This is a genomic window from Phycicoccus elongatus Lp2 (assembly GCF_000367525.1).
GTDB lineage: Bacteria > Actinomycetota > Actinomycetes > Actinomycetales > Dermatophilaceae > Phycicoccus_A > Phycicoccus_A elongatus.
Genome location: NZ_HF570956.1, coordinates 2163398 through 2189194 on the forward strand (window position 1 = coordinate 2163398; position 25797 = coordinate 2189194).

27 protein-coding genes and 1 tRNA gene are annotated in these 25797 nt (G+C 69.4%); 23 read left to right on the forward strand and 5 right to left on the reverse strand.

The window, feature by feature from the left end; translation table 11 throughout:
- Positions 1–35: 35 nt before the first annotated feature.
- The 16 genes from BN10_RS10455 to BN10_RS10530 all read left to right on the forward strand — a co-directional run bounded on the left by BN10_RS10455 (position 36) and on the right by BN10_RS10530 (position 15255).
- Positions 36–707, forward strand: a complete 672-nt coding sequence (locus BN10_RS10455; protein WP_010851216.1) for a 50S ribosomal protein L25/general stress protein Ctc — start codon at positions 36–38, stop codon at positions 705–707.
- 45 nt (positions 708–752) lie between these two features.
- Positions 753–1409, forward strand: coding sequence for an aminoacyl-tRNA hydrolase (pth, locus tag BN10_RS10460; RefSeq protein WP_010851217.1), 657 nt, complete (start codon positions 753–755; stop codon positions 1407–1409).
- On the forward strand, positions 1406–5008 hold the full coding sequence (gene mfd / locus BN10_RS10465) for a transcription-repair coupling factor (RefSeq protein ID WP_010851218.1): 3603 nt from the start codon (positions 1406–1408) through the stop codon (positions 5006–5008). Before pth ends, mfd begins: the two co-directional genes overlap by 4 nt.
- A 14-nt stretch (positions 5009–5022) precedes the next feature.
- Positions 5023–5517 (forward strand): hypothetical protein, encoded by a 495-nt coding sequence (locus BN10_RS10470; RefSeq protein ID WP_156917210.1) that lies wholly within the window; start codon positions 5023–5025, stop codon positions 5515–5517.
- 3 nt (positions 5518–5520) lie between these two features.
- Positions 5521–6270, forward strand: coding sequence for a MazG nucleotide pyrophosphohydrolase domain-containing protein (locus tag BN10_RS10475; protein ID WP_010851220.1), 750 nt, complete (start codon positions 5521–5523; stop codon positions 6268–6270).
- Positions 6271–6342: 72 nt separating this feature from the next.
- Positions 6343–7488 carry a PfkB family carbohydrate kinase gene (locus BN10_RS10480; protein WP_010851221.1) on the forward strand — a complete coding sequence of 382 codons (1146 nt, stop codon included), beginning with the start codon at positions 6343–6345 and terminating at the stop codon, positions 7486–7488.
- Positions 7488–8417 (forward strand): pseudouridine-5'-phosphate glycosidase, encoded by a 930-nt coding sequence (locus tag BN10_RS10485; RefSeq protein WP_010851222.1) that lies wholly within the window; start codon positions 7488–7490, stop codon positions 8415–8417. The genes BN10_RS10480 and BN10_RS10485 overlap by 1 nt, the downstream gene beginning before the upstream one ends.
- 295 nt (positions 8418–8712) lie before the next feature.
- Positions 8713–10005 carry a phosphopyruvate hydratase gene (eno, locus tag BN10_RS10490; protein ID WP_010851223.1) on the forward strand — a complete coding sequence of 431 codons (1293 nt, stop codon included), beginning with the start codon at positions 8713–8715 and terminating at the stop codon, positions 10003–10005.
- Between the two features lie 184 nt (positions 10006–10189).
- A complete protein-coding gene (locus tag BN10_RS10495; protein ID WP_198014047.1) occupies positions 10190–10606 on the forward strand; it encodes an FtsB family cell division protein in 417 nt (138 codons plus the stop codon).
- Positions 10603–11124, forward strand: coding sequence for a DUF501 domain-containing protein (locus BN10_RS10500; RefSeq protein ID WP_040751471.1), 522 nt, complete (start codon positions 10603–10605; stop codon positions 11122–11124). Before BN10_RS10495 ends, BN10_RS10500 begins: the two co-directional genes overlap by 4 nt.
- Positions 11121–12065: a Ppx/GppA phosphatase family protein gene (locus BN10_RS10505; RefSeq protein ID WP_010851226.1), complete on the forward strand. Its 945-nt coding sequence runs from the start codon at positions 11121–11123 to the stop codon at positions 12063–12065. Before BN10_RS10500 ends, BN10_RS10505 begins: the two co-directional genes overlap by 4 nt.
- Before the next feature lie 212 nt (positions 12066–12277).
- Positions 12278–12610, forward strand: a complete 333-nt coding sequence (locus BN10_RS10510) for a PadR family transcriptional regulator (protein ID WP_010851227.1) — start codon at positions 12278–12280, stop codon at positions 12608–12610.
- On the forward strand, positions 12607–13710 hold the full coding sequence (locus tag BN10_RS10515; RefSeq protein WP_010851228.1) for an HAAS signaling domain-containing protein: 1104 nt from the start codon (positions 12607–12609) through the stop codon (positions 13708–13710). The genes BN10_RS10510 and BN10_RS10515 overlap by 4 nt, the downstream gene beginning before the upstream one ends.
- 177 nt (positions 13711–13887) lie before the next feature.
- Positions 13888–13962, forward strand: a tRNA-Leu gene (locus BN10_RS10520).
- A gap of 70 nt (positions 13963–14032) precedes the next feature.
- Positions 14033–14938 carry a Bax inhibitor-1/YccA family protein gene (locus BN10_RS10525; RefSeq protein ID WP_010851230.1) on the forward strand — a complete coding sequence of 302 codons (906 nt, stop codon included), beginning with the start codon at positions 14033–14035 and terminating at the stop codon, positions 14936–14938.
- 8 nt (positions 14939–14946) lie between these two features.
- Positions 14947–15255, forward strand: a complete 309-nt coding sequence (locus tag BN10_RS10530) for a hypothetical protein (RefSeq protein WP_010851231.1) — start codon at positions 14947–14949, stop codon at positions 15253–15255.
- Positions 15256–15272: 17 nt separating this feature from the next.
- Here BN10_RS10530 and BN10_RS10535 read toward each other — a convergent pair whose 3' ends face one another.
- On the reverse strand, positions 15273–16496 hold the full coding sequence (locus BN10_RS10535) for an acetyl-CoA C-acetyltransferase (protein ID WP_010851232.1): 1224 nt from the start codon (positions 16494–16496) through the stop codon (positions 15273–15275).
- Between the two features lie 18 nt (positions 16497–16514).
- Between BN10_RS10535 and BN10_RS10540 the strand changes: the two genes are divergently transcribed.
- The gene (locus BN10_RS10540; RefSeq protein WP_010851233.1) at positions 16515–17081 is read left to right on the forward strand and encodes a hypothetical protein; all 567 of its coding nucleotides are present in this window, start codon (positions 16515–16517) and stop codon (positions 17079–17081) included.
- Between the two features lie 40 nt (positions 17082–17121).
- Positions 17122–17511 carry a RidA family protein gene (locus BN10_RS10545; RefSeq protein ID WP_010851234.1) on the forward strand — a complete coding sequence of 130 codons (390 nt, stop codon included), beginning with the start codon at positions 17122–17124 and terminating at the stop codon, positions 17509–17511.
- Between the two features lie 25 nt (positions 17512–17536).
- On the opposite strand, the gene BN10_RS10550 is transcribed toward BN10_RS10545, so the two are convergent.
- Positions 17537–18613 (reverse strand): SGNH/GDSL hydrolase family protein, encoded by a 1077-nt coding sequence (locus tag BN10_RS10550; RefSeq protein WP_010851235.1) that lies wholly within the window; start codon positions 18611–18613, stop codon positions 17537–17539.
- An 87-nt stretch (positions 18614–18700) separates the two neighbouring features.
- Between BN10_RS10550 and BN10_RS10555 the strand changes: the two genes are divergently transcribed.
- Genes BN10_RS10555 through BN10_RS10565 form a run of 3 tightly spaced genes read left to right on the forward strand, consistent with a single transcriptional unit; the run spans position 18701 to position 21037 of the window.
- Positions 18701–19078, forward strand: a complete 378-nt coding sequence (locus tag BN10_RS10555; RefSeq protein WP_010851236.1) for a thioesterase family protein — start codon at positions 18701–18703, stop codon at positions 19076–19078.
- Positions 19079–19091: 13 nt separating this feature from the next.
- The gene (locus BN10_RS10560; RefSeq protein ID WP_040751478.1) at positions 19092–20480 is read left to right on the forward strand and encodes a cystathionine beta-synthase; all 1389 of its coding nucleotides are present in this window, start codon (positions 19092–19094) and stop codon (positions 20478–20480) included.
- Positions 20481–20506: 26 nt separating this feature from the next.
- Positions 20507–21037 carry a DnaJ family domain-containing protein gene (locus BN10_RS10565; RefSeq protein WP_010851238.1) on the forward strand — a complete coding sequence of 177 codons (531 nt, stop codon included), beginning with the start codon at positions 20507–20509 and terminating at the stop codon, positions 21035–21037.
- Here BN10_RS10565 and msrA read toward each other — a convergent pair.
- Complete coding sequence (msrA, locus tag BN10_RS10570; protein WP_010851239.1) at positions 20973–21671, reverse strand: peptide-methionine (S)-S-oxide reductase MsrA; 699 nt, start codon at positions 21669–21671, stop codon at positions 20973–20975. The genes BN10_RS10565 and msrA overlap by 65 nt on opposite strands.
- Positions 21671–22249: an RNA 2',3'-cyclic phosphodiesterase gene (thpR, locus tag BN10_RS10575; RefSeq protein WP_010851240.1), complete on the reverse strand. Its 579-nt coding sequence runs from the start codon at positions 22247–22249 to the stop codon at positions 21671–21673. The genes msrA and thpR overlap by 1 nt, the downstream gene beginning before the upstream one ends.
- A gap of 26 nt (positions 22250–22275) precedes the next feature.
- Between thpR and BN10_RS10580 the strand changes: the two genes are divergently transcribed.
- Both BN10_RS10580 and BN10_RS10585 read left to right on the forward strand, forming a co-directional pair.
- Positions 22276–23271: a GNAT family N-acetyltransferase gene (locus tag BN10_RS10580; RefSeq protein WP_010851241.1), complete on the forward strand. Its 996-nt coding sequence runs from the start codon at positions 22276–22278 to the stop codon at positions 23269–23271.
- Between the two features lie 73 nt (positions 23272–23344).
- Positions 23345–24526, forward strand: coding sequence for a cystathionine gamma-synthase (locus tag BN10_RS10585; protein ID WP_010851242.1), 1182 nt, complete (start codon positions 23345–23347; stop codon positions 24524–24526).
- 95 nt (positions 24527–24621) lie between these two features.
- Here BN10_RS10585 and BN10_RS10590 read toward each other — a convergent pair whose 3' ends face one another.
- Complete coding sequence (locus tag BN10_RS10590; protein ID WP_010851243.1) at positions 24622–25779, reverse strand: acyl-CoA dehydrogenase family protein; 1158 nt, start codon at positions 25777–25779, stop codon at positions 24622–24624.
- Positions 25780–25797: the final 18 nt, after the last annotated feature.

Sequence of the window (25797 nt, forward strand, 5' to 3'; positions counted from 1 at the left end):
CCTGCCGCGCCCGCCACCACGTGTCAGGAGTTCCCGTGTCCAGCACCAACAAGCTCGTTGCCGAGGAGCGCACTCAGTTCGGCAAGGGCGCGGCCCGCAAGATCCGCCGCGACCACAAGATCCCCGCCGTCATGTACGGCCACGGCGCCAAGCCGATCCACATCACCCTCCCGGGCCACGACGCGATGATGGCGCTCAAGCACGCCAACGCGCTGCTCACCATCACCCTCGGCGACGAGGAGCACATGGCCCTGGCCAAGGACGTCCAGCGCGACCCGATCAAGCCGGTCATCGAGCACGTCGACCTCGTCATCGTCCGCAAGGGCGAGAAGGTCACCGTCGACGTCCCCGTCCACATCGAGGGCGAGGCCGCCCCGGAGACCGTCGTCACCACGGACAGCAACACCCTCCAGCTCGAGGTCGAGGCCACGAACATCCCCGAGTCGCTCACCGTCTCGGTCGAGGGCCTCGAGGCCGGCACCCAGATCCTCGCCGGCGCCGTCGAACTCCCTGCGGGCGCGACCCTGGTCACCGACGCCGAGGCGCTCGTCGTCAACATCACCGCGATGATCTCCCAGGAGGCCCTGGACGCCGAGATGGCCGAGGCCGAGGCCGAGGCGGGCATCGAGCACGAGGAGTCCGACGCCGACGCGGAGGCCACCGCGGCCGCAGAGGGCGAAGGGGTCGCGGCCGCCGACGAGGCCTGAGCCCCCACCGGTTTCCCCGCTCTTGGGTCCGGGGTTTCCGTCGCCATGGCGACGGAAACCCCGGACGCAGTCGTTGGGGCGAGCGCGGCATACTTGGTCGTTGTGACTGCTGGACCTTGGGCGATCGTCGGACTCGGCAACCCCGGCCCGCGCTACGCGGGCAACCGGCACAACGTCGGCGCGATGGTCATCGACGAACTCGCCCGCCGCACCAAGTCCACCCTCAAGTCGCACAAGGCGCGCGCCGTCGCCGCCCAGGCCCGCCTCGGGATGCTTCCCGGGGGAGTGCCCGGCCCGAGCGTCGTCCTCGCCGTCCCCTCGTCCTACATGAACGAGTCCGGCGGCCCGACCAAGGCCCTGCTCTCCTTCTTCTCGATCCCACCCGAGCGGCTCGTCGTCATCCATGACGAGCTCGACATCCCCGCCGGTGACGTGCGCGTCAAGCTCGGGGGCGGCGAGGGTGGACACAACGGATTGCGTTCCATCAGTTCATCGCTCGGCACCAAGGACTACCTGCGGGTGCGGGTCGGCATCGGCCGACCGCCCGGCCGGATGGACGCCGCCGACTACGTCCTTCGCGATTTCGGCACCGTCGAACGCAAGGAACTCCCCTTCCTCCTCGACACCGCGGCCGACGCCGTCGAGTCCCTCGTCACCGTCGGTCTGCTCGACACCCAACAGAAGTTCCACGCACCCTCATGATCACACTCGCCCCCCTGCTCGATGCTCTCCTCGGAGCCGGTCCGATCGCCCGCACCGTCGAGTCCCTCCGGTCCGCGGACGTGGCCGACGTCGCCGTCGCCCCCGGCGCACGCGCCGCCCTCGTCGCGGCCCTCCAGGCCGCCTCCGGCCCCTCGGGTATGCCGCGCAGCCTCCTTGTCGGGACCGCCACCAGTCGCGAGGCGGAGGACCTCGTCGCGGCACTTTCCGCGATGATCCCGGCAGAATCGGTCGGCCTCTTCCCCTCATGGGAAACCCTTCCGCACGAACGTCTTTCCCCGCGCTCCGACACCGTCGGCACCCGGCTGGCCGTGCTGCGTCGGCTGGCGCACCCGGACCCCGACGACACGACCTACGGCCCGCTGCGGGTGGTCGTCGCGCCGATCCGGGCGGTCCTGCAGCCGATCGCCAAGGGTCTGGGCGACCTCAAGCCCGTGGCCCTACGCGCCGGCGACACCGCCCCCCTCGAGCAGGTCGTCGAGGCCCTTGCGGCCGCGGCATACCACCGCACCGATCTTGTCGAGAAGCGCGGCGAGTTCGCCGTGCGCGGCGGCATCCTCGACGTGTTCCCGCCGACCGAGGACCACCCGGTGCGGGTGGAGTTCTGGGGGGACGAGGTCGAGGAGATCCGCTGGTTCAAGGTCGCCGATCAGCGCAGCCTGGAGATCGCCGAGCACGGCCTGTGGGCGCCGCCCTGCCGGGAACTGCTCCTCACCGATCAGGTGCGCGAGCGCGCCGACGCCCTCGCCAATCAGCTGCCGGGAGCACGCGACATGCTCCACAAGATCGCCGCCGGCATCGCCGTCGAAGGCATGGAGTCCCTCGCGCCCGCCCTGCTCGAGGGCATGGAGACGATCCTCGACGTGCTTCCGCGGGACGCCGCGGTCACCCTCGTCGACCCCGAGCGCGTGCGCACCCGCGCGCACGACCTGGTCGCGACCAGCCAGGAGTTCCTCGAGGCGGGCTGGGCCAACGCGGCGTCCGGCAACGCCGTGCCGATCGACCTCCAGGAGGTGTTGGGCTCGAGCTCCTACTGGTCGATGGCCCAGTTGCGCGAACACGCCGCCATGATCGGACTCCCGTGGTGGGACCTCAGCCCCTTCGACGTGGATGTCGAGACCGGTGCGGATGCCGTCCGCTCCGGCACCGAGTCGGCACCCACCTACCGCGGCGACACCGAAGCGGCCATGGCCGACCTTGCCCAGTGGCTGCGCGATGACTGGAAGGTCGCTGTCGTCACCGACGGTCCCGGCTCCGCCAAGCGCATCGCCGAAGTCCTCGCGGGCGCCGGCCTGGCCACCCGGCTGGAGTCGCCGCTCGGAACCCTGGACACCGGCGTCGTGCACGTCACCAGCGCCCGCCTGGGACGCGGTTTCCTCGTGCCCGACGCTCGGCTGGCGGTCGTCACCGAGGCCGACCTCACGGGCACTGCGTCGGTCACCGGTGGCTCGACCAAGGACATGCGGCGGATGCCCTCCAAGCGCCGCAACCAGGTCGACCCGCTCCAGCTCCGCCCCGGTGACCATGTCGTGCACGAGCAGCACGGCGTCGGCAAGTTCGTCGAGATGATGCAGCGCACCGTGCAGGGCGCCACCCGTGAATATCTGGTCATCGAGTACGCCCCGTCCAAGCGTGGTCACCCCGGCGACCGCCTCTTCGTCCCCACCGACCAACTGGACCAGGTGACGCGCTACGTCGGTGGCGAGCAGCCAACCCTCAACAAACTCGGCGGCTCGGACTGGCAGGCCACCAAGTCCCGCGCCAAACGGCACGTCAAGCAGATCGCCGCCGAGCTCATCCAGCTCTACAGCGCGCGGATGGCGACGACCGGGCATTCCTTCGCCCCGGACACCCCGTGGCAGCGCGAGCTCGAGGACGCCTTCGCCTACATCGAGACGCCCGACCAGCTCTCCACGATCGACGAGGTCAAGGAGGACATGGAGCGCAGCGTGCCCATGGACCGCCTCGTCTGCGGTGACGTCGGCTACGGCAAGACCGAAATCGCGGTGCGCGCGGCCTTCAAAGCGATCCAGGACGGCAAGCAGGTCGCCGTGCTCGTGCCCACCACCCTGCTCGTCCAGCAGCACCTGCAGACCTTCTCCGAGCGTTATGCCCAGTTCCCCGTCACGGTGCGTGCGCTCTCACGCTTCCAGAGTGACAAGGAGGCCAAGGCCGTCGTCGAGGGCCTCGCAGACGGCAGCATCGACCTGGTCATCGGCACCCACCGATTGCTCTCCAAGGAGGTCCGCTTCAAGGATCTCGGCTTGGTCGTCATCGACGAGGAGCAGCGCTTCGGCGTGGAGCACAAGGAGCAGCTCAAGAGCATGCGCACCGCGGTCGACGTGCTCGCCATGTCCGCGACCCCGATCCCGCGCACCCTCGAGATGGCCGTGACCGGCATACGCGAAATGTCAACTCTCGCAACGCCCCCCGAGGAACGCCACCCCGTCCTCACCTACGTCGGTGCCTACGACGAGAAGCAGGTGACCGCCGCCATCCGACGGGAACTGCTGCGCGAGGGCCAGGTCTTCCTCGTCCACAACAAGGTCCAGACGATCGAGAAGGCTGCCTCCCGGATCCGGGAGCTCGTGCCCGAGGCCCGGGTCGCCACGGCCCACGGCAAGATGGGCGAGGGGCGTCTCGAGCAGGTCGTGCTCGACTTCTGGGACAAGAAGTTCGACGTCCTGGTGTGCACGACGATCGTCGAAACCGGTCTGGACATCTCCAACGCCAACACGCTGATCGTCGAGCGGGCCGACCGCCTCGGGCTCTCCCAATTGCATCAACTCCGGGGCCGGGTCGGCCGTGGCCGAGAGCGGGCCTACTCCTACTTCCTCTACCCGCCGGAGGCACCACTCACCGAGACCGCGCACGACCGGCTGCAGACGATCGCCAGTCACACCGACCTCGGCGCCGGCATGCAGGTGGCCATGAAGGACCTCGAGATCCGCGGTGCCGGCAACCTGCTCGGTGGGGAGCAGTCCGGCCACATCGCCGGTGTCGGTTTCGACCTGTATGTCCGGCTCGTCGGTGAGGCCGTCGCGAGTTTCAAGGGCGAGACCGATGAGCAACTCGGCGAGATCAAGATCGAGCTGCCGGTCGATGCCCATCTGCCCCACGACTATGTCCCGGGCGAGCGACTGCGCCTCGAGGCCTACAAGAAGCTCGCGACCGTCGTCGACGAGGCGGGGCTCGCCGAGATCGAGGCCGAACTGGTGGACCGCTACGGCACCCCGCCGGAGCCGGTGCGTAACCTGCTCGAGGTGGCCCGCCTGCGGACGGTTGCCCGGGCTGCCGGGATCGGTGACATCGGCGTCCAGGGCACTTTTGTGCGCTTCGGCCCGCTGGAGTTGCGCGAGAGCCAGACGCTGCGCCTTCAGCGCCTCTACAAGGGCTCCATCGTCAAACCCGCGCTCTCGCAGATCCTCGTCCCGCGCCCCATGACCGCACCGGTCGCCGGGCAGCCGCTGCGCGACAAGGAGGTCCTGGCTTGGGCCGCCTCGCTCATCAAGGCCGTCGTCATGGACAATGTCGGGGAGGCCGCTCAGGCCGCCGCGGGTGCCAGGTCCGGCACCCGGTGAGGAAAGGACTGCAGTTGAAGCGCATGGTTCGCGTCGCGATCGCCTCCGCCGCCCTCAGTGGCACCCTCCTGGTGTCCGGCTGCGGCCACGCCGATGTCGCGGCCACCTTCGACGGCCACACCGTCACCGAGGGGGAGGTCGATGCAGCGGTCAAGGAGATCAACGAGGCCTTCCAGCCGCAGCAGCCCTACACCGCGGACAATGCCCTGTCGGCACTCATCCGCGCGCCCTACCTCATCGACTACGCGATCAAGCAGGGCAAGCCGCAGACCGAGTCAGCCGCCCGGGCCGCCATCTCGATCCATGACCCCTCCGAGTCGACGGTGCGAATCGTCCAGTCGACCGCCGTGATCGACGGCCTCACCGACACCGACCGGATCGCCCTGACCAAGACCTTCAACGACCTCAAGGTCGAGGTGAACCCCAAGTACGGCGCCTACGACCCCGCCCAGGCGGCCGTCGGACCCAGCACCCCGAGTTGGCTGGAGTTCTCGGCCGACAACGGCTGACAGATGGAGCCCGCGCCCGGTCTCGCCCTCGTCGTCGTGAGCCCGCGGGTCGCCCCAGGGCTGATGTCGCGGTCGGCGTGGCAGGTCGTCGAGGCCGCGAGCGTCCGCCTCTGCGCGGACGCCGATGAACCACTGGCCGTTGCGGTCACCGACGCCGACCTCCCGATCCAGGTGTATGCCGCGGGCTCACCCGCGCTGCTCGCTCGCCACCTGGTCGAACGCGCGGCGGACGACAACGTCGTCTGGTTGGGCTCCGCCGACGGCGACGAGGGCCTCTCCGATGCCATCGCGGACGAAGTCTCCAGGTTGAACGATCCGCCGCCAGTCGAGGTGGTCGTCGGCTCCTGGGACGTGCCCGGTGCCCGCTTGCTCGACGTGGTCGCCGTCATGGACCGGCTGCGCTCGCCAGGTGGTTGCCCGTGGGATGCCGAGCAGACCCACGAGAGCCTCCTGCCGTATCTCGAGGAAGAGGCGGGGGAGTATGCCGAGGCGGTGCGGTCGGGGGACCGCGCCCACATGGCCGAGGAACTCGGGGACGTGCTGCTCCAGGTCGCCTTCCACGCACGGGTGGCCGAGGACCACCCCGGGCAGCCGTTCGACATCGATGATGTTGCCGGCGGACTGGTCGACAAGCTGGTGCGGCGACACCCGCACGTCTTCGCCGACGTCGAGGTGTCGACCCCCGAGGAGGTGGCCGCCAACTGGCAGAAGATCAAGGAAGAGGAGAAGGCGCGAAGGCCAGGGGCTCACTGACCGGCCGTGCCGACGACGCGGCATGTCGCGACTTCGACACGCACGCTCGCTCGCCGGTCTACGCTGCATCCCGTGCCCTCCCTGACGCGTGACCGGCGGATTCTTGCTGCGCTGCGCCGCGACCCCTCACGCTCATTGGGGGACCTGGCACTCGAACTCGACCTCGAGCCTGCTGTCGTCCAGGGATCGCTCGAGCGCCTGCAATCGCGAGGCTTCCTCGGCGGACGCGGGTGGCTGGTGGCCCCGCGCCGACCGATCGTGGTCATCGGAGGTGCTGTCATGGACCTCAAGGTGCACACGCGGACGCCGGCCGTCACCGGCACCAGTAATCCCGGCCACGCGATCTGGGCGCCCGGTGGTGTCGGCCGCAACATCGCCGAGACGCTGGCCAGGCTGGGCAATCCGGTCGAGTTGATCGCCGCCGTGGGGGGCGACCCGGCCGGGGTCGAACTCGTCGAGCGCACCAAGGCGGCCGGGGTGGGCGTCGACCACCTGGTCCGCACTGCTGAGCAGTCCGGCGTCTATTGCGCCGTCGTCGACGACAGCGGCGAGCTGGTCATCGGCGTCTCGGACATGCGGGCCACCGACCAGGTGACGATCCGACTCCTCATGCCCCACCGCGACCTCATCGCCAACGCCGAGGTGCTCGTCCTCGACGGCAATCTCTCCCCGCAGGTCATCGGGTGGCTCCTCGACTACGCCCTGGCCGCCGGGGTCCCGGTGCTCTTGGACACGGTGAGTGTGGCCAAGGCCGAGTGGATCGGGCCCGTGCTCAACCCCACCCGTCCCGTGCACACGGTCACCCCCAACATCGACGAGTTGGCCGGGCTGCTCGGCCACCCGGTCGGAACCTCCACGCAGGAGATCGTCGCGGCCGCCGCCGAACTCCATGCCCGTGGGGTCAGCAATGTCTGGGTCCGCCGCGGCCCGAGCGGCTCCCTGTTGTCCACCTGGTCGGACGAGGAGGGGACCGAGGTGCACGAGTTCGCGGCGCCGCAGGCCGAGGTCGTCGACGTGACCGGTGCTGGGGACTCGATGTCGGCCGGCTACCTGCACGCCTGGCTGGCCGTCGGTGACGTCGTGGAGGCGGCACACTTCGGGCAGGCGCTGGCCTCGCTCACGGTCGAGTCCACCGACACCGTGCGGGCCGATCTCACCCCCGACCTGGTCGAGGCCCGCGTGCGGCGCGACCTCCCCACCGTGCCCGAAGGAGCCTGATGACGTCCACCACCCACCCGATGCTCGCGCTCACCGACGAGGTGCGCGCGGCTCTGGCCGACGGCCGGGCCGTCGTGGCCCTGGAATCCACGATCATCAGCCATGGCATGCCCTATCCCCGCAACGTCGCCATGGCTCGCGAGGTCGAAGGGATCGTGCGCGATGGCGGCGCGGTCCCGGCCACGATCGCCGTGCTCGACGGCATACCTCGCATCGGGTTGTCCGCCGACGAACTGGAGTTGCTCGGGTCCGCGCCCGACGTCGCGAAGGTGAGCATCCGCGACCTTCCCTCGGTGGTCGCCACGCGCGCGCACGGAGCCACGACGGTCGCGAGCACGATGCGGCTGGCCGCTCTCGCCGGAATCCGGGTCTTCGTCACCGGAGGACTCGGGGGCGTGCACCAGGGTGCCGCGTCGTCGATGGACGAGTCGGCCGACCTCACCGAGCTCTCGCGCACCGATGTCGCGGTGGTCTGCGCCGGCGTGAAGTCCATCCTCGACATCGGGCTCACTCTCGAGCGGCTCGAGACCCTCGGGGTGCCCGTCGTCGGTTATCGGACCGATGAGTTCCCGTCGTTCTACTCGCGCACCAGCGACCATCGGGCGCCGTTGCGTGCGGACGACGTCGAGACACTGGCCGCGATGATGGCGGCCAAGTGGGCTCTCGGGCTCGAAGGCGGAATCGTCGTCGCCAACCCGGTGCCGGAGGCCGAGGAGATGGCGCGCGCCGACATCGACGGGCTGATCGGGCAGGCGCTCGCCGAGTGCGACACACGCGGCATCAGCGGCAAGGACATCACGCCCTTCCTGTTGGGCCGGATCGTCGAACTGTCCGACGGACGCTCGTTGGAGACCAACATCGCGTTGGTCCGCAACAACGCCCGGCTCGGTGCGGCGCTCGCCGTCGCCCACGCGGGATCGCGCGCCTGAGCTCTCTCCCTCGCTCCCCTCTCTCCCATTTCCCCATTTCTCAACCCAGTTCGTATGCCGCGGGGCCCGGTCCCGCGTGGCCGGCCCCGCGGCATACGAACTGGGTGGGACTTTTGTCCAGTGTCGAGGCGCTGCGGTCGACGCCGTGAGGGCGGACCTGTTCACGCGGACCTGTTCACAAGGTGGGTTGGTCTCCCGACGCGCCCGGCTCGGCGCGTAGGCTCGGAGACGACATCGGCGGGCACCTGGCTCGCTCGTGCCGGACCATCACCGTCGCCCAAGGAGCTGTCTGTCAATGGCCACCATCGAAGCCGTCGGCGCCCGCGAGATCCTCGACTCGCGCGGCAACCCCACCGTCGAGGTCGAGGTCGCCCTCGATGACGGCACCATCGCGCGCGCCGCCGTTCCCTCTGGTGCCTCCACCGGCGCCTTCGAGGCGGTCGAGCGTCGCGATGGCGACAAGAAGCGCTACCTCGGCAAGGGTGTCGAGCAGGCCGTGGACGCCGTCATCGATGAGCTCGGCCCCAAGCTCATGGGCTTCGAGGCCAGCGACCAGCGCCTCATCGACGGCGAGATGCTCGCCATCGACGGCAGCGCCAACAAGGGCAAGATCGGCGCCAACGCCATTCTCGGTGTCTCGCTCGCCGTGGCCCGTGCCGCCGCCGACAGTGCGGAACTGCCGCTCTTCCGCTACGTCGGCGGCCCGAACGCCCACGTCCTGCCCGTGCCGATGATGAACATCCTCAACGGTGGCTCGCACGCCGACAGCAATGTCGACATCCAGGAGTTCATGATCGCCCCGATCGGCGCCGGATCCTTCCGCGAGGCCCTGCGTTGGGGCGCCGAGGTCTACCACGAGCTCAAGTCGGTGCTCAAGAAGCAGGGCCTGGCCACCGGGCTCGGCGACGAGGGTGGCTTCGCGCCCAACCTGCCCTCCAACCGCGCCGCCCTCGACCTGATCCTCGAGGCCATCAAGGGTGCCGGCTATGAGCCGGGCACGGACATCGCCCTGGCCCTCGACGTCGCGGCGAGCGAGTTCTACAACGAGGACGGGTCCTACGACTTCGAGGGGGGCAAGAAGTCAGCCGCCGAGATGATCGACTACTACGCCGACCTGGTCGCGGACTACCCGCTGGTCTCCATCGAGGACCCGCTCAACGAGGACGACTGGGAGGGCTGGCACACGATGACCGAGCGCCTCGGCGCCAAGGTGCAACTCGTCGGCGACGACCTCTTCGTCACCAACCCCGAGCGCCTCGCCCGCGGCATCGCGGAGGGCACCGCCAACGCGCTCCTCGTCAAGGTCAACCAGATCGGCTCGCTCACCGAGACCATGGACGCCGTCGAGATGGCCCACCGCGCCGGTTACAAGTGCATGATGAGCCACCGCTCGGGCGAGACCGAGGACACGACGATCGCCGACCTCGCGGTCGCGACCAACTGCGGCCAGATCAAGACCGGTGCACCGGCTCGCTCCGAGCGCGTCGCGAAGTACAACCAGCTCCTGCGCATCGAGGAGGAGCTCGACGACGCGGCCGTCTACGCCGGCGCCGGCGCGTTCCCTCGCTTCCAGGGCGCGAAGGGCTGACCCTGTCGTGGTGACCGGACCGGGCAGGAGCACGCCGGGCGCGCGATCGTCGCGCCCGGCTGCTCGGCGCCCGGCCAGGTCCAGAGGTGTGACGTCGAAGACACCGACCTCGACGACCGCGTCGAAGTCGGTGTCGAAGTCGGGGTCGAAGTCGGTGTCGACCACGTCGTCGTCGATACCCCCGGTGGCCGGTTGGCGCGGGCGGCTCGAGCGCGCGACGACTGATCGGCGGATGCGTCACGGGGCGATGATCGTGGGCGCCCTGGTGCTCCTCGCGATCATTGTCGGCCCGACCCTCAAGGCCTACATCGGCCAGAAGCAGCAGATCTCGGCCCTTCGTGAGCAGGTCACCGCTCAGGAGAAGGTCGTCGACGAGTTGAAGGCCGAGCAGGCCCGCTGGCAGGACCCGGCCTATGTCGAGCAGCAGGCTCGCCAACGGCTGAAGTTCGTCAAGGTGGGGGAGAAGGCCTATACGGTGCTCGATCCCGAGGACACGCAGGCCATTGCACCCGGCATGGCCCAGGCCTCGAAGGACTCGGCGTGGTACGCGACCATCTGGTCCTCTCTCGAGGCGGCCGACGCGCCGGCTGCTGCCAAGTGACCGAGTCCGTCACCCCGCAGGACCTCGCCGCCGTCGAGCGCCAGTTGGGTCGGGAAGCCCGTGGCGTCGTCGAGGTCGCGCACCGGTGTCCTTGCGGCGCCCCGGACGTTCTGCGAACCCTGCCGCGCCTGCCGGACAGCACGCCGTTCCCGACGTCCTTCTATGTCACCTGCCCGCGACTCACCGGCGCGATCAGCACTCTGGAGGGAGAGGGCGTCATGAAGGAGATGTCGGCACGCTTGGCCACCGATGTCGACCTCGCCGAACGGTATGCCGCGGCCCACGAGGACTACCTCGAGCGTCGCTCCCAGCTCGGTCAGGTCCCCGAGATCGAGGGCATCTCCGCCGGCGGAATGCCCTCGCGGGTCAAGTGCCTGCACGTGCTCGTGGGCCATTCCCTGGCCGCCGGACCTGGGGTCAATCCGCTGGGCGACGAGGCCCTCGTGATGCTCCCCGAGTGGTGGGCCGCCGGATCCTGTTGCGGCTGGGGCGAATCCGCCGACGCCGAAGACTCATGACCAGGGTCGCTGCCGTCGACTGCGGCACCAACTCAATCCGACTCCTGGTCGCCGACATCGATTCACGTGGCCGACTCGTCGACGTCTGTCGCGAGGGCGAGGTCGTCCGCCTGGGTCACGGGGTGGACGCGACCGGCCTGATCGGCGCGGCCCCGATGGAGCGAACCCTCGCGGCCTGTGGGCGGTACGCGCAGCTCTGCCGGGAAGCCGGCGCCGAGGCGGTGCGCTTCGTCGCGACGTCGGCCTCTCGGGATGCACGCAATGCGGCGGATTTCGTGGCCGGGGTCGAGCGCGCCTTCGCCGACTTCGGGGTGACGCCCGAGGTGGTCAGCGGCGACGTCGAGGCGCAACTGTCCTTCTCCGGCGCCACGGGAGATCTCATCGCGGCCGAGATCCCCGCGCCCTACCTCGTCGTCGACCTCGGCGGGGGCTCGACCGAACTCGTGCGCGGGATCCGGTCGGCGGAGGCCGGCTTCTCGATGGACGTCGGCTCTGTCCGGATGAGCGAGCGTCACCTTCACTCCGACCCGCCCACCGACCACGAGATCGCTTCTGCCACAGCCGATGTCGATGCCGCCATCGACAAGGCCAAGCGCGTGGTCGACCTCACGGGCATCGCCACCCTGGTCGGACTCGCCGGCAGCATCACGACGGTCACCGCGCACCTGCTGGGCCTGGCGGCATACGACCCGAAGCGGATCCACCTGAGCCGTTTCACCGGGGCCGACCACATCGCGGCCGCGACGGACCTCCTCATGATGTCGCGCGACCAGCGCGCGGCTCTGCCCTACATGCACCCTGGGCGGGTCGACGTCATCGGCGCTGGGGTCCTGGTCTGGCGACGTGTCCTCGAGCGCGTCGGCGCGGACTCGCCCGGTGCCGCCGTGGTCACCTCGGAGCACGACATCCTCGACGGCATCGCCCTGTCGCTCGCCCGCTGAGCCTGTCCCCTCCCCACCCCGACCAAGTCGAGAGGGAGCAAATCGCGGGCCCCGCGACCGCGGGCCCGCGATTTGCTCCCTCTCGACGGGGGAGGGGGCGAGCCGGCCACCGCGTCGGACGGGCAACACGCCAGCACAGCACTGGACAACGGCTCCTCTCGTCTGCACACTAATACGCATTCCGCAGTAGTGCGCCACGTGAGGAAGTGCCCATGGATGCCACCCAACTCGTCAAGGGGGTGCTCGACCTCGCCGTGCTCGCCGTGCTCGCCGAATCAGACGGCTACGGCTATGACGTCGTCCGTCGCCTACGAACCGCCGGCCTCGAGGAGGTCGGTGACGCCTCGGTCTATGGCACGCTGCGTCGCCTCTACGCCGCCGGCGCCCTCTCCAGCTACGTCGTCCCCTCCGACGAAGGACCGCACCGCAAGTACTACGGCATCAATGCCCAGGGCCGCACCATGCTGGCCTCCCAGGGCAAGACGTGGACCGAGTTCGCCCACACCATGGAGTCCCTGCTCAACACCGCAAAGGTGGCGTCATGAACCAGATCGCGACCCCCACGTCCGCCGTGCGTGCCTATGTCGCCTCGGTGCGGGCCGAGCTGCTCGACCTCGCCCCCGAGGATGTCGATGACCTCATCGGAGGGTTGGAAGCAGACCTCACCGAGCGTGCGGCCGAGCTGCCCGAGGGGACCGATCTCACCTCCGCCTTCGGCGCGCCGGCTGCGTATGCCGCGGAGTTGCGATCCGCTGCCGACCTCCCGCCGCGCGCCCCGGTGACGCCCGGCCAGCAATCGTTCCTGGCCGCCGAACGAGCCCGGCTGCACGACGCTGAAGTCTCGTGGCGCGCTCGGGGTGATGCGCTGCAGGCCCGGCACACCTGGCTTGCCGAGCTCCGCCCCGTCTGGTGGGTGGCGCGCGGCATGATCCTTGCGATGGTCCCAACCCTCGTCCTGAGAGTGCCGCTCTTCGGTCTCGCATTCTGGCTGTTCGCCCTGACCGGGGCGGCGCTCTCCTTCTGGTGGTCGCGTCGTCGTCCGGCCGCTGCGACATGGTCGAACCGGCTGGCCATCCTGGCCTCCATCGTGGCCGCCGTGCTCGCGTTCCCTGTGGCACTCACGTTCATGGCGCGGGTCGGGTGGACCGACGGCAACGGCGCCGTGTCCGCTGAACCTCAGTACTACCCCGGTCCAGTCATGGGCTCCGACGGCGTCTGGGTCAACGGCGAGATGGCAACCAACCTCTACGCCTACGACGCCAACGGCAACCGCCTCGACCGGGTGCGCCTCTACAACCAGTACGGCCAAGCAGTGGCCGTGCCCACCGAAGCGCTCATCCCGTGGTCGCAGCAGGACGGCACCATCGCCACCGGTCCTGACGGGCAACCGCTGAAGAATCCGATTCTCATGAAGCCGGACGGATCCCTCGACGTCAACCGCCTGGTGTTTCCGCTCCGGTGGGGCGACCTCACCGGGTGGCAGGCATCGTCGGGTGGGTGGGAGCCGCCGGTGAAGATCTCCGAACTTCCGGCCGCCACCGCGGAACCGGCTCGACCCGACGCGAGTCCGAGTCCCAGCACGTCGACGTCAACGGGTCCTCAGGACCAGACGTCGCCCTCGCCGTCGCCCAGCGCGACGAGCTGAGGAACCGGCCCGGGTGGCCATGGGGAACAGGGGCCCCGCCACCCGGGCCGACGCCCGCTCTCGTGCCAACCCAACTTCTGCGTCACGCAGACGTTGGGTTGGCACGCAGCTATTGCTGTGCGGGAAGCGATCCTCTGCGTCACGCAGAAGTTGGCGTGGGCGGCATACGCTTGGCCCGCCCCCGTGGCCCAATTGGCAGAGGCAGGCGACTTAAAATCGCCAACGGTGCGAGTTCGAATCTCGTCGGGGGCGCGGAGCGGGAACTTCTTGACGGGCTTGCGTTGTTTAGGGTGGTGACAACGACGGGCCAGTTGGGCCCGCCATGACCATCACGGAGGAACTGATGGCCGCCAATCCCGCCTTCAACCGACTCGAGCAGGACGCTCGCTCCGGGTATGCCGCGTTCCGCGACGGCACCACCCCCGCCGCACCGCAGGGGCCCACGGCCTACACGCAGCAGGCCTACCCGCAGCAGTCCTATGGCCAGCCGGGTGCGCCGGTCGGCCAGGACCACCTCGAGCACATGTACAACGCCCCATCGGCGACGCCGGTGCAGGCCGGCCGAGTGACGATGGACGACGTCATCATGAAGACCCTCGGGCTCTTCGCGATCGTCCTCGCCTTCGGCGCTGCGGGTTGGTTCGCCGCCGCGACCAACCCCGGTCTGGGCTTCATGCTCTGGATGGGCGGCATGATCGGCACCCTCATCCTCGGCCTCGTCATCGCCTTCAAGAAGACGCTGTCGGTGCCCCTCATCCTCGGGTATGCCGCCCTCGAGGGCCTGTTCGTCGGTGCCGTCAGCCAGTTCTTCGAGACGATGTACGGCGGGATCGTCGCCCAAGCCGTCCTCGCCACCCTGGCCACCTTCGCCGGCATGTTCGCGGCCTACAAGTTCGGCCTGATCAAGGTCACCGACAAGTTCCGCCGCATCGTGACGATGATGATCTTCGGTTACGCGATCTTCGCGGTCGTCAACTTCATCTTCGCCATGGTCACCAACACGGCCTTCGGCTTCGGCGGGTCCGGCACCGTCGGCATCCTCATCTCGCTCTTCGCGGTCGGCTTGGCGTCGGTGTCGCTCGCGCTCGACTTCGACTCGGTCGACCGGGCCATCGCGACCGGTGCGCCGCAGAAGTACTCATGGCTGCTGGCGCACGGCATCATCGTCACGCTCGTCTGGCTCTACATCGAGTTCCTGCGCCTCATCGCCCGCCTGCGCAGCGAGTGACCGAGCCGATGGATCCGCGATCGACCCCGCCCCATCCGGGCGGGGTCGATCCGCGTCCGGAGCCGGTGCGCGTCGAACTCGACCGGATCGAGTCCCGCTGGCAGACCCTCCCGCTCCCTCAGGCCCGGGCCGGTATGCCGCGGATGCGGCTCACGCTCGACCGGCTCGCCGAGGTGACCGGCCGGGCCTGCGTGGACGATCTCGGTCCCGCCACGGCGCTGCACCAACTGAAGGTGCTCGTGTGGGAGGCGTGCCGCGCGGGGCGAGCCCACGGCATACCGGAGGAGCTGGCGAGCCTGCGCCGCGACCTACCCTGACAACCGCGGCAGGGGTCTCAGCTCAGGCGCTCGATGAGGATCGCCATGCCCTGCCCGCCGCCGACGCACATCGACTCGAGCCCGAACTGCTTGTCCTTCGTCTGCAGGCCGTTGATCAAGGTGGCCATGATGCGCGTGCCGGTGGAGCCGAAGGGGTGGCCGAGGGCGATCGCGCCACCGTGCACGTTGAGCCGGTCGAAGTCCATGCCCAGGTCGTCGGCGGAGCCGAGCACCTGCGACGCGAAGGCCTCGTTGATCTCGTAGAGGTCGATGTCCTTGATCGACATCCCCGCACGAGCCAGCGCCTGGCGGCACGCCTCGACCGGGCCCATGCCCATGATCTCGGGGGAGAGGCCGGAGACGCCGGTGGAGATGATCCGGGCGAGCGGGGTCAGGCCGAGCTCCTTGGCCTTGGTGTCGCTCATGATGACCACGCCCGAGGCGCCGTCGTTGAGCGGGCAGCAGTTGCCGGCCGTCACGGTGCCGTTCTCCCGGAAGACCGGGTTGAGGGCCTGGACTGCTTCGAGGGTCACGCCGGCGCGGGGGCCGTCGTCGGTGGAGACGACCGGGCCGTCGGCCAGGGTGACGGGGAGGATCTCACGCTCGAAGAAGCCGGCCTTGATCGCCGCCTCGGCACGGTTCTGCGAGGTCACACCCCACTCGTCCTGACGCAACCGGGAGATCCCCCGTGAGGTCGCGACGTTCTCGGCCGTCTGACCCATCGCGAGGTAGACGTCGGGCAGCAGGCCCTGCTCGCGCGGGTCGGTCCAGGTCGCATTCGTGCGGGCCATCTCGGCACTGCGAGCCTGTGCGTCGGCAAAGATCGGGTTGAGGGCGTCGGGGTCGGACTCACCCGCACCGCGGAAGGCCGCGTTCTGGGAGACGCACTCCACGCCGCCGCTGACGAAGATCTCGCCCTCGCCGGCCTTGATGGCGTGGAAGGCCATCCGCATCGTCTGGGTCGAACTCGCGCAGAAGCGGTTGATCGTCGCCGCCGGCAGGCCGTCCAGTCCGGCCATCACGGCAATGACGCGGGCCATGTTGTTGCCGGCCTTGCCGCTGGGGTCGGCGCAGCCCCAGTAGAGGTCGTCGATCGTCGTCGGGTCGAGCTCCGGCAGCTTGGCGAGCAGCCCCTGCACCACCTGGGTGGAGATGTCGTCGGGCCGGATGTCCTTGAGCGAGCCTTTGAAGGCTCGGCCGATGGGCGTGCGGGCGGTCGCGACGATGACGGCTTCGGGCACGGGTGACTCCTTCAGTGGGTGGGCAGGTTTCCCGCGATCGTATGCCGCGGGCTCGGCTCCGGCACTGTGCGCTCGCTCACCCTCGGGTCGGCGCGGGTGGCGTTGGCGGCCGGAGATCGGGAACTCGCGATGTGGCGATCACACCAGGACGAGGACGAGCGCTTGGGGGAGTGGATGGCCCGATGGCGCGACACCGACGGAGTTCGCGCCACGCTGCGGTTGGTGCGGCGTGCCGTCCGGGTCCATCGCATCGTGCTCGGCGAGCGACTCGGCCACCCACCGACCGGGGCCGAGGTGCGCCGGGAGTGGTTCTCCCCGTTGGGTCGCGGGCTGGACCTGGCGTCCCGACGCGTGCTGCCCCGGCGCATCCTGCCCACGCGCGTCCTGCCGACACGTGGGCCGACGGCGGCGGACGAGTCCGTGGCCGGCGAGGCGCCGGCGGACCGCCGGCGCCACAAGTCGGCAGTTCGTCGCGCCCCACTGCTCTGCATCGTCGAGCCGCGCTCCCGCGACATCGTCGCCTTCCTCGACCGTTTGGTTGCCGACGGAGTCCTCGACGTGCGAGCCGGTTCGGACCCTGGCTGACCACCTGACGGCGATTGCACCCAGGGTGTTGGATGGCCTCATGGACACCACTCGCACCCGCGCGTCGTCAGGATCTCCCTATGAGGCCACGGTCGGCTTCTCGCGTGCCGTCCGACATGGCCAGCACGTCATCGTCTCCGGCACGGCGCCGATCTGGCCCGATGGTCATGTGATGCCCGAGGCCGGCGCCCAGGCGCGTCGTTGCTGGGAGATCGCTCTCGGGGCGCTCGCCGAACTCGGTGGCTCGGTCTCCGATGTCGTGCGGACCCGCCATTTCCTCACCTCGGTCGCCGACGTCGACGAGATCTCCGACGCGCATGGCCGCGTCTTCGGTGAGGTCCGCCCGGCGAGCACGATGGTCGTCGTCGCGGGTTTGGTCGACCCGCGCTGGAAGGTCGAGGTCGAGCTCGACGCGATCCTGTCCGACTGACCGGTTCCGCTGGGCGGGGCGAAGGTCACCTCCTCGGCTCCTCGGCGAGGGTCGCCTCCTCGGCCAGGGTCGCCTCCGCGGCGGGCAGCGACTCGGCAGGCAGTGAGGTATCAACGGGTGACTGGCGCCGGTGCCTCAACACCGCCCACCGGCCACGGGGACCCCGGCTGGTCCCGCCCACCTCGGTGGGGCTGACCTCGGTGCCCGCTTCGAGCACGGCCTGCCCGGCAGCCACGGCCACCGGCCCGATGCCCTCGCCGCGACGGATCTCCGGCGCCCGGTCGGCCGTGTCCGGACCCCACAGGCCGAGCGCATGGCACACGGTGGGCAGCACGGCAGCCGCCGCCCGGGCATAACCCGCCGGCGACGGATGGAAACGGTCCTTGCCGAAGAGCTCGTGCGGCGCGGCCGCGAACTCCGGTCCGAGGATGTCGCCGAGAGACACCGTCCGGCCGCCCGCCTCGACGACCGCCACCGTCTGGGCTGCCGCGAGGTCGCGACTCCAGCGGCGGATGAGCAGGCGCAGCGGTTGCGGCACCGGCTCGACGGTCCCCAGATCGGGGCAGGTCGCGACGACGACCTCGGCTCCACGGGCGCGTGCCCGGCGGACCGTGGTCTCGAGGTGGCGCACCGAGGTCGCTCGGTCCGCTCGATGGGTCACGTCGTTCGCGCCGATGAAGATGAGCACGAGAGCCGGCGAGTCGACCTCGTCGAGGGCAGACCCGAGTTGCCGCTCTAGGTCGGTGGATTCGGCGCCCACCACCGCGCGATTGGTCAGTCGCACCCGCCGCGCCGTGAGGGCGGCGACGCTCCCGGCCACGATGGCGCCGATCGTCTGCTCGCCCGATTCCGCGCCGAGACCTGCGGAGAGGCTGTCGCCGAGCATGATCAGGTCGAGGGGTTCGCCGATACCGGCACCGTAGATCCCCTCGTGCTCAGGGGCGTTGTCATAGGGCGAGCCCACGATCCGACGCGCGATGGCCCCCTCGACGCGCACCACGGCATACCCGATGAGGCCGAGAGCGGCGCCGGCGGCCGCCACCCCACCCCCTCCGTATGCCGCGGTCGCGGCGATCTTGCGAGCCCTGCGGGCGCGGCCCATGGCGCGTCTCCCTTCGTGCCGGAGGTCCGAGTGTCTGCGGGTCCAACGTGCAGGTCAACCCCGCTCGTTCCCCGCTACCGTGCGGTCATGGATCTCGTGGGGCGTTCTGTCGAGCAGGAGTGGCCGGTGACCTCCGCTGATACCGCCAACGCGGTCGGCTCCGGCTCGCTCCCGGTGCTGGGCACTCCGCGCTTGCTCGCCTGGCTCGAGGCCACGACGTGTGCCGTCATCGACCCGGCCCTGCCGGAGGGGAGCACGAGCGTCGGCACGCGGGTCGACCTCGAGCACCTCGCGCCGACCCCCGTCGGCGGTCGGGTCACCTGCTCGGCCGTCGTGACCGGCCAGACGTCGCGAGCGGTGACCTTCGCGGTGATGGCGCGCGACGACCGAGGCGCAGACGTCGCGCGCGGCACGATCATCAGGGTCGTTGTCGACAGCGCGCGCTTCCTCGGGCGGCTCTCCTGAGAGGATGACGGGCATGAAGTATGCCGAGCACATCGCCGATCTCGTCGGGAACACCCCCCTCGTCAAGCTCAACTCCGTCACCGAGGGCGTCACCAAGGCGACCGTCCTGGCCAAGGTCGAGTACCTCAACCCCGGCGGGTCGGTGAAGGACCGCATCGCGTTGAAGATGATCGATGACGCCGAGGCGACCGGTGCCCTGCAGTCGGGCGGCACCATCGTCGAGCCGACCTCCGGCAACACCGGTGTGGGCCTGGCGCTCATCGCCCAGCGCCGGGGATACAAGTGCATCTTCGTCTGCCCGGACAAGGTGAGCGAGGACAAGCGCAACGTCCTCAAGGCCTATGGCGCCGAGGTCGTTGTCTGCCCGACGTCGGTCGCGCCCGAGCATCCGGACTCCTACTACAACGTCTCCGACCGGCTCGTCCGCGAGACGCCCGGGGCCTGGAAACCCAACCAGTACGAGAACCCCATGGGTCCGCTGTCGCACTACGAGAGCACGGGCCCGGAGATTTGGTCGGACACCGACGGCCGGATCACCCACTTCGTCACCGGCGCCGGCACCGGTGGCACCATCTCCGGCTCCGGTCGCTACCTGCGTGAGGTCTCCGCGGACCGCCCCGAGGCCGACGGTGGCCGGGTCAAGGTCATCGCGGCCGACCCCGAGGGTTCGGTCTACTCCGGCGGCACTGGTCGCCCCTATCTCGTCGAAGGGGTCGGCGAGGACTTCTGGCCGGGCGCCTACGACCCGAGCCAGGTCGACAAGGTCATTGCCGTCTCGGACGCCGAGTCCTTCCACATGACCCGACGACTGGCCCGCGAGGAGGGGCTGCTGGTGGGCGGATCGTGCGGGATGGCCGTCGTGGCGGCACTGGAGGTGGCGCGGGACCTCCCCGAGGATGCCGTTGTCGTCGTTCTCCTGCCCGACTCAGGTCGTGGCTACCTGTCCAAGATCTTCAACGACGACTGGATGCGCTCCTACGGCTTTTCCAGGGCCACCGAAGGCACCACCGTCGGGGATGTCCTGCGGGGCAAGTCCGGTGACATCCCGGCGTTGGTCCACACGCATCCGCAGGAGACGCTCAAGGAAGCGATCGACATCCTGCGCCACTACGACGTCTCGCAGATGCCCGTGGTCAAGGCCGAGCCGCCGGTGACCTCGGGCGAGGTGGCCGGGTCGGTCTCCGAGCGCGACCTGCTCGAGCTGCTCTTCACCGGGAAAGCTCTGTTGTCCGATGCCGTCGACAAGCACATGGCAGCCGGGTTGCCGCTCGTCGGTGCGGGGGAACCGGTCGCCGAGGCCCGCCACGCTCTCGAGGCCTCCGATGCCGTGCTCGTCGTCGAGGACGGCAAGCCCGTGGGCGTGCTCACCCGGGCCGATCTGCTCGGGTTCCTCGCGGACTGAGTCGTATGCCGCGGGGCTGAGTTCGCGTGGAGCGGTGGGAATCGTCGGTCGAGAAGGCGATCCGGGAGGCGCAGGAGCGGGGCGAGTTCGACAATCTCCCCGGCGCCGGGAAACCGTTGCCGCCCATCAACCCCAACGACCCGGACTGGTTCGTCAAGCAGTTGGCCACGCGTGAACAGCTCGACTTCACCGGTGCCCTGCCGCCCGCGATCGCCCTGCGCAAGGAGGCTGCGGGGTTCCCAGAATCGTTGCGAGAGTTGCGAACCGAGGAGTCGGTCCGTCAGGTCCTGATCGACTTCAACCGACGCGTGCGTGAGGACCGCCTTCGGCCCGGGGAGGGGCAGCTGCCACGGATCCTCGCGCCCACGGTCGACGTCGAGGCCCTTGTCGAGCAGTGGCGGGTGCTCCGGGTCGCCGCACGACGCGAGGCGACTGCTGACGTCCGGCAGGATGACGGCATACCAACCACCGTGCCGGACGCAAGCGGGTGGTTCAGGCGCTGGGTGGGGCGACGTCGACCTGGGCGGGGAGGTTGGCCACGCCGACCGGGCACGTGAGCCCATTGGGGCCGTGGTTGCAATAGCCGTTGGGGTTCTTGTGGAGGTACTGCTGGTGGTAGTCCTCGGCATACCAGAACGGCCCGGCCTGCTCGGCCGGCTGGATGATCGTGCTGATCTCACCAGCGCCGACCCGGGTCAACTCACCCTGGAAGGCCTCGCGCGTCGTCTCGGCTGCGGCCTGCTGGGCCGGCGTCGTCGGGAAGATCGCCGAGCGGTATGCCGTGCCGACGTCATTGCCCTGCCGGTTGAGGGTCGTCGGATCGTGGTTCTCCCAGAACGCCTTGAGGATCAACTCCGGCGACGTCACGGCCGGGTCGTAGGCCACGAGCACCGTCTCGGCGTGTCCTGTCCGGCCGGTGCAGGTCTCCTCATAGGTCGGGTTCGGCGTGAACCCACCCAGGTAGCCGACGGCCGTCGTCACGACCCCCGGCAGCTTCCACATGATCCGCTCGGCGCCCCAGAAGCAGCCCATCGCAACGTAGATGACCTCGGTGCCGTCCGGCCACGGACCCTCGAGCGGGGTCCCGAGCACCTCGTGGGTCGTCGGCACGGGGAAGATCCGGTGGTCCCGGCCGGGCAGCGCTTCCTCGCGGGTCGGCATGACCGTTTTGTCGCGTGATCCGAAGAACATCAGTCCAGTCTCCCTTGGGTCAGTGGATAGCTCTCGACGACCTCATAACGCGGACGCCGCTCCCGGCCTTCCCCGAGGTGTGAGGCGACGAGGTGGATCGCGTCGACCTCCCAGTCCGGCCCGCCGTAGCCCTCCAGCGCGCGCAGCCACCGCATCGCCGAGAAACCGCGGTTCGATCGCGCGATCGTCAGGTGCGGCCGGAAGGTCCGTCCCTCGACGGTGATCCCGCTGACGGCGGCGGCGTTCTTGGCCTTCTCGGCCAGCCCTCCGAGGGAGGCGAGATCGGAGCGCTCGGCGTCGAGCGCGGCATACAAGAGTTTGGCGCGGTCCGGGTCGGGGAAGGTGCCGCCGCCTGCCAACCGCAACCGAAATGGCGTATGCCGCGTCGCGGCCTGCGTGAGGCGCTCACCGAAGTCGTCGAGGGCGCGGTCGGGCACGTCCGGGCAGAAGGCGAGCGTGACGTGGAACTGCTCGGGGTCGCTCCAGCGCAGGTCGCCGTGCTCGCGGCGCGGCTCGAGCCAGTCCTCGAGGCTCTCGCGGGCCGCATCGGAGGGGAGCACGGCAACGAACATGCGCATCTGCCCAGTGTGTCAGGGTAAGACTCATGGAGTTCGTGCGAGTCAGTGGGTTGGAGCCGGACCAGAGTGAGCTCTTCGAGGCGTGGGCGCAGGTCTTCATCGACGCAGCCCTCGCCGACAACGGCGAGTCCGACGAGCGCTCGGCCACCGACCTGCGCGAGATGGAGCGGAACCCCGACGTAGGGCGCCGACTCATGGCGGTCGTCGACGAGGGCAGGGTGGTGGCGGGGGCGAGCGTGATGTTTCCATTGCAGGACAACCTGACTCACTCGTTCGCGACGATCGCAGTCCTCCCGGAGTTTCGCCGTCGCGGGTTGGGTACGCGCCTGCTCGACTGGATCGAGGAGCAGGCTCGTGAGCAGGGGAGGGCGACGCTCCAGATGCACTTCAACGCCCGCCCAGGTGCGCGGCCGGCAGGGTTCGCCTTTGCCGAGCAGTGTGGCTTCTCGCTGGCGCAGCGGCTCGTGCGCAACGACCTCGACTTGTCGTCATGGACAGGTGCTGATGCGAACGTGCCTGTGCCAGAGGGTTATCGGCTCGTGGCGGAGGTCGGTCTGCCGCCGGAGCGCCAGGCGGACTACGCGCGCTTCCAAGAGGCCATAACGACGGACATTCCGCTCGGTGGGCTCGCTCTCGAGCCCGAGGTCTGGGATGTCGAGCGAGTTGGGGCTCTGAGCGCGCGACTCGAGGCGATGGGTCGCACCCGCTGGCTGGTGTGGGCCGAGCACGAGGGATCGGGGGAGTGCGCTGGCTTCACGGAGGTCCAGTGGGCGCCGGACCTGGGACCGATCGCCTACCAGCAGGACACCCTCGTCCACCGGGACCATCGTGGTCACGGACTTGGAATGGCACTCAAACGCGTCAACGCAGCCCAGATCGCAGCTGGTCAGCCTGCCATCGCCACGATTCGCACGTGGAATGCCGACGACAACACTCACATGCTGGCCGTCAACGCTGCTCTCGGCTACGTGGTCGGCTCGGAGATGCTCGAGTGGCAGAAGCTCTTGCGTCCGGCGGGTTGACGGCATTCCAACCAGGTTGCCGGACGCAAGGGAGGAGGGAGCGGGAGGGGGCGCACGGCATACGCTCTGGGGCATGTCTACCGATGCACCCCTGGGCTTCTCCTCGCGCGCGATCCACGTCGGTTCCGAACCCGACCCGACGACCGGGGCCGTCGTCCCGCCGATCTATGCGACGTCGACCTACAAGCAGGACGGGGTCGGGGGTTTGCGCGGCGGGTATGAGTACTCGCGCTCGGCGAATCCGACCCGCACCGCCTTGGAGGACTGCTTTGCCAGCCTGGAGGGTGGGGAGCGGGCGTTTGCGTTCGCCAGTGGCCTGGCGGCCGAGGACTGCATCATCCGGTCGCTGCTGTCCCCCGGGGATCATGTGGTGGTGCCAACCGATGCCTACGGCGGGACGTATCGGCTCTTCAACCGGGTCGCCCGGCCATGGGGCATCGAGCACTCGATCGCCAAGATCGCCGACGTCGAGGCCGTGCGTGCCGCCATCCGACCCGAGACGCGAATGATCTGGCTGGAGACGCCGACGAACCCGCTGCTCGGCATCGCCGACATCGCGGCCATCGCCGAAGTCGCCCACGAGGCCGGTGCCCTGGTCGTCGTCGACAACACCTTCGCCACGGCGTACCTGCAGAATCCGTTGGCGCTCGGGGCGGACGTCGTCGTCCACTCCACGACGAAGTACTCCGGCGGGCACAGCGACGTCGTCGGCGGAATCGTCGTGACCAAGGCGGGCGTGACGACGGCCTCCGGCGAGGACGTGACCGAGCGAATCGGCTTCCACCAGAACGCGATGGGCGCCGTGGCCGGACCCTTCGACGCCTGGCTGGTCCTGCGCGGACTGAAGACGCTGGCCGTGCGGATGGAGCGGCACTGCGACAACGCCGAGGCCATCGTGGACTTCCTCAAGGGCCACGACGGGGTCACCGCGATCTACTACCCCGGGCTGCCCGACCAGGTGGGCCACGAGATCGCCGCGCGACAGATGAAGCGGTTCGGCGGCATGGTGTCCTTCCGAGTGAAGGGCGGCGAGGACGTCGCCGTCAAGGTCGTCGGCGAGACCCAGCTCTGGACCCTCGGCGAGTCCCTCGGCGGCGTCGAGTCGCTCATCGAGCACCCCGGCCGGATGACCCATGCCTCGGTCGCCGGCACCGAGCTCGAGGTGCCCGCCGACCTGATCCGACTGTCGGTCGGCATCGAGGACGTCGAGGACCTGATCGCCGACCTCAAGCAGGCCCTCGACCGCCTCACCTGACCAGACAGACGAGTGAGGAGAACACGCCGTCCCAGCCTCGCGGCATACGGCGTGTTCTCCTCACTCGACTGTCGGTGCGGGAGCGAAGGCTCGGACTAGAGGCCCATGTCCTTGCTGATGATCGACTTCATGACCTCGGACGTGCCGCCGTAGATGCGGTTGACCCGGTTGTCGGCGTAGAGGCGGGCGATCGGGTACTCGTTCATGAACCCATAGCCACCGTGCAACTGCAGGCAGCGGTCGATGACGTCGGCCGCGACCTCGGTGCAGAAGAGCTTGGCGGAGGCCGCCTCGGCCGGCGTGAGTTCACCGGCGTCCAGAGCCTCGATGCCGCGATCGACGACGGCCTGCGCCGCATCGACCTTGGCCTTGCAGGCCGCGAGCTCGAACTTGGTGTTCTGGAAGGCCGCGACCGGCTGACCGAAGACGACCCGCTGGGTCACATAGTCCTGGGTGAAGCGGATCGCGGCGGCCGCCTGCGCATAGGCGCCCAAGGCGATGCCGAGCCGCTCCTGCGGCAGGTTGCGCCCGAGGTAGGAGAAGCCCTCACCCTCCTCGCCGAGCAGGTCCTCGACCGGCACGCGCACGTCGGTGAAGGACAGCTCGGCCGTGTCGGAGGTCTTGAGGCCGAGCTTGTCGAGCTTGCGACCCACGGCATACCCCGGCGCCTTGGTGTCGACGACGAGCAGCGAGATGCCCTTGCGGCGGTTCTCGGCCGACGGGGGAGCGGTGCGCGCGCACACGATGACCCGGTCGGCGTGGACGCCGCCGGTGATGAACGTCTTGGCGCCATTGAGCACGTAGTGGGTGCCGTCCTCGGACAACTTGGCCGTCGTCTTCATCCCGGCCAGGTCTGACCCGGTGCCGGGCTCGGTCATGGCGATGGCCCACATCTCCTCGCCGGTCACGAACTTCGGCAGCCAGCGTTCCTTCTGCTCCTGCGTCGCGAGCATCTTGATGTAGGGCAGGCAGAGCAGCACGTGCACGCCGGAGCCGCCGAAGGTCACGCCCGCGCGCGCCGTCTCCTCGGCCATGACGGCTTCGTACTTGAAGGTCTCCAGGCCCGCCCCGCCGAACTCCTCGGGCACCTCGATGCTGAACACGCCGAGCTCGCCGAGCTTGGCGTAGAAGTCGCGCGGCACCAGCCCCGCGGCATACCACTCCTCGTAGTGGGGCACGACCTCGGCCTCGATGAACTGGCGGATGGTCTTGCGGAACGACTCGTGGTCCTCGTCGAAGATCTTGCGCTGCATGTCGGGTCTCCTGCTGCT

Excerpts from the sequence above, each read along its gene's own strand:
- pth (WP_010851217.1), top strand. The coding sequence starts at position 753 with ATGGCGACGGAAACCCCGGACGCAGTCGTTGGGGCGAGCGCGGCATAC.
- mfd (WP_010851218.1), top strand. The coding sequence starts at position 1,406 with ATGATCACACTCGCCCCCCTGCTCGATGCTCTCCTCGGAGCCGGTCCG.
- BN10_RS10555 (WP_010851236.1), top strand. The coding sequence starts at position 18,701 with ATGGATCTCGTGGGGCGTTCTGTCGAGCAGGAGTGGCCGGTGACCTCC.
- eno (WP_010851223.1), top strand. The coding sequence starts at position 8,713 with ATGGCCACCATCGAAGCCGTCGGCGCCCGCGAGATCCTCGACTCGCGC.
- thpR (WP_010851240.1), bottom strand. The coding sequence starts at position 22,249 with ATGCGCATGTTCGTTGCCGTGCTCCCCTCCGATGCGGCCCGCGAGAGC.
- BN10_RS10515 (WP_010851228.1), top strand. The coding sequence starts at position 12,607 with ATGAACCAGATCGCGACCCCCACGTCCGCCGTGCGTGCCTATGTCGCC.
- BN10_RS10475 (WP_010851220.1), top strand. The coding sequence starts at position 5,521 with ATGGAGCCCGCGCCCGGTCTCGCCCTCGTCGTCGTGAGCCCGCGGGTC.
- BN10_RS10510 (WP_010851227.1), top strand. The coding sequence starts at position 12,278 with ATGGATGCCACCCAACTCGTCAAGGGGGTGCTCGACCTCGCCGTGCTC.
- BN10_RS10525 (WP_010851230.1), top strand. The coding sequence starts at position 14,033 with ATGACCATCACGGAGGAACTGATGGCCGCCAATCCCGCCTTCAACCGA.
- BN10_RS10560 (WP_040751478.1), top strand. The coding sequence starts at position 19,092 with ATGAAGTATGCCGAGCACATCGCCGATCTCGTCGGGAACACCCCCCTC.
- BN10_RS10485 (WP_010851222.1), top strand. The coding sequence starts at position 7,488 with ATGACGTCCACCACCCACCCGATGCTCGCGCTCACCGACGAGGTGCGC.
- BN10_RS10505 (WP_010851226.1), top strand. The coding sequence starts at position 11,121 with ATGACCAGGGTCGCTGCCGTCGACTGCGGCACCAACTCAATCCGACTC.
- BN10_RS10530 (WP_010851231.1), top strand. The coding sequence starts at position 14,947 with ATGGATCCGCGATCGACCCCGCCCCATCCGGGCGGGGTCGATCCGCGT.
- BN10_RS10545 (WP_010851234.1), top strand. The coding sequence starts at position 17,122 with ATGGACACCACTCGCACCCGCGCGTCGTCAGGATCTCCCTATGAGGCC.
- msrA (WP_010851239.1), bottom strand. The coding sequence starts at position 21,671 with ATGTTCTTCGGATCACGCGACAAAACGGTCATGCCGACCCGCGAGGAA.
- BN10_RS10590 (WP_010851243.1), bottom strand. The coding sequence starts at position 25,779 with ATGCAGCGCAAGATCTTCGACGAGGACCACGAGTCGTTCCGCAAGACC.
- BN10_RS10585 (WP_010851242.1), top strand. The coding sequence starts at position 23,345 with ATGTCTACCGATGCACCCCTGGGCTTCTCCTCGCGCGCGATCCACGTC.
- BN10_RS10580 (WP_010851241.1), top strand. The coding sequence starts at position 22,276 with ATGGAGTTCGTGCGAGTCAGTGGGTTGGAGCCGGACCAGAGTGAGCTC.
- BN10_RS10550 (WP_010851235.1), bottom strand. The coding sequence starts at position 18,613 with ATGGGCCGCGCCCGCAGGGCTCGCAAGATCGCCGCGACCGCGGCATAC.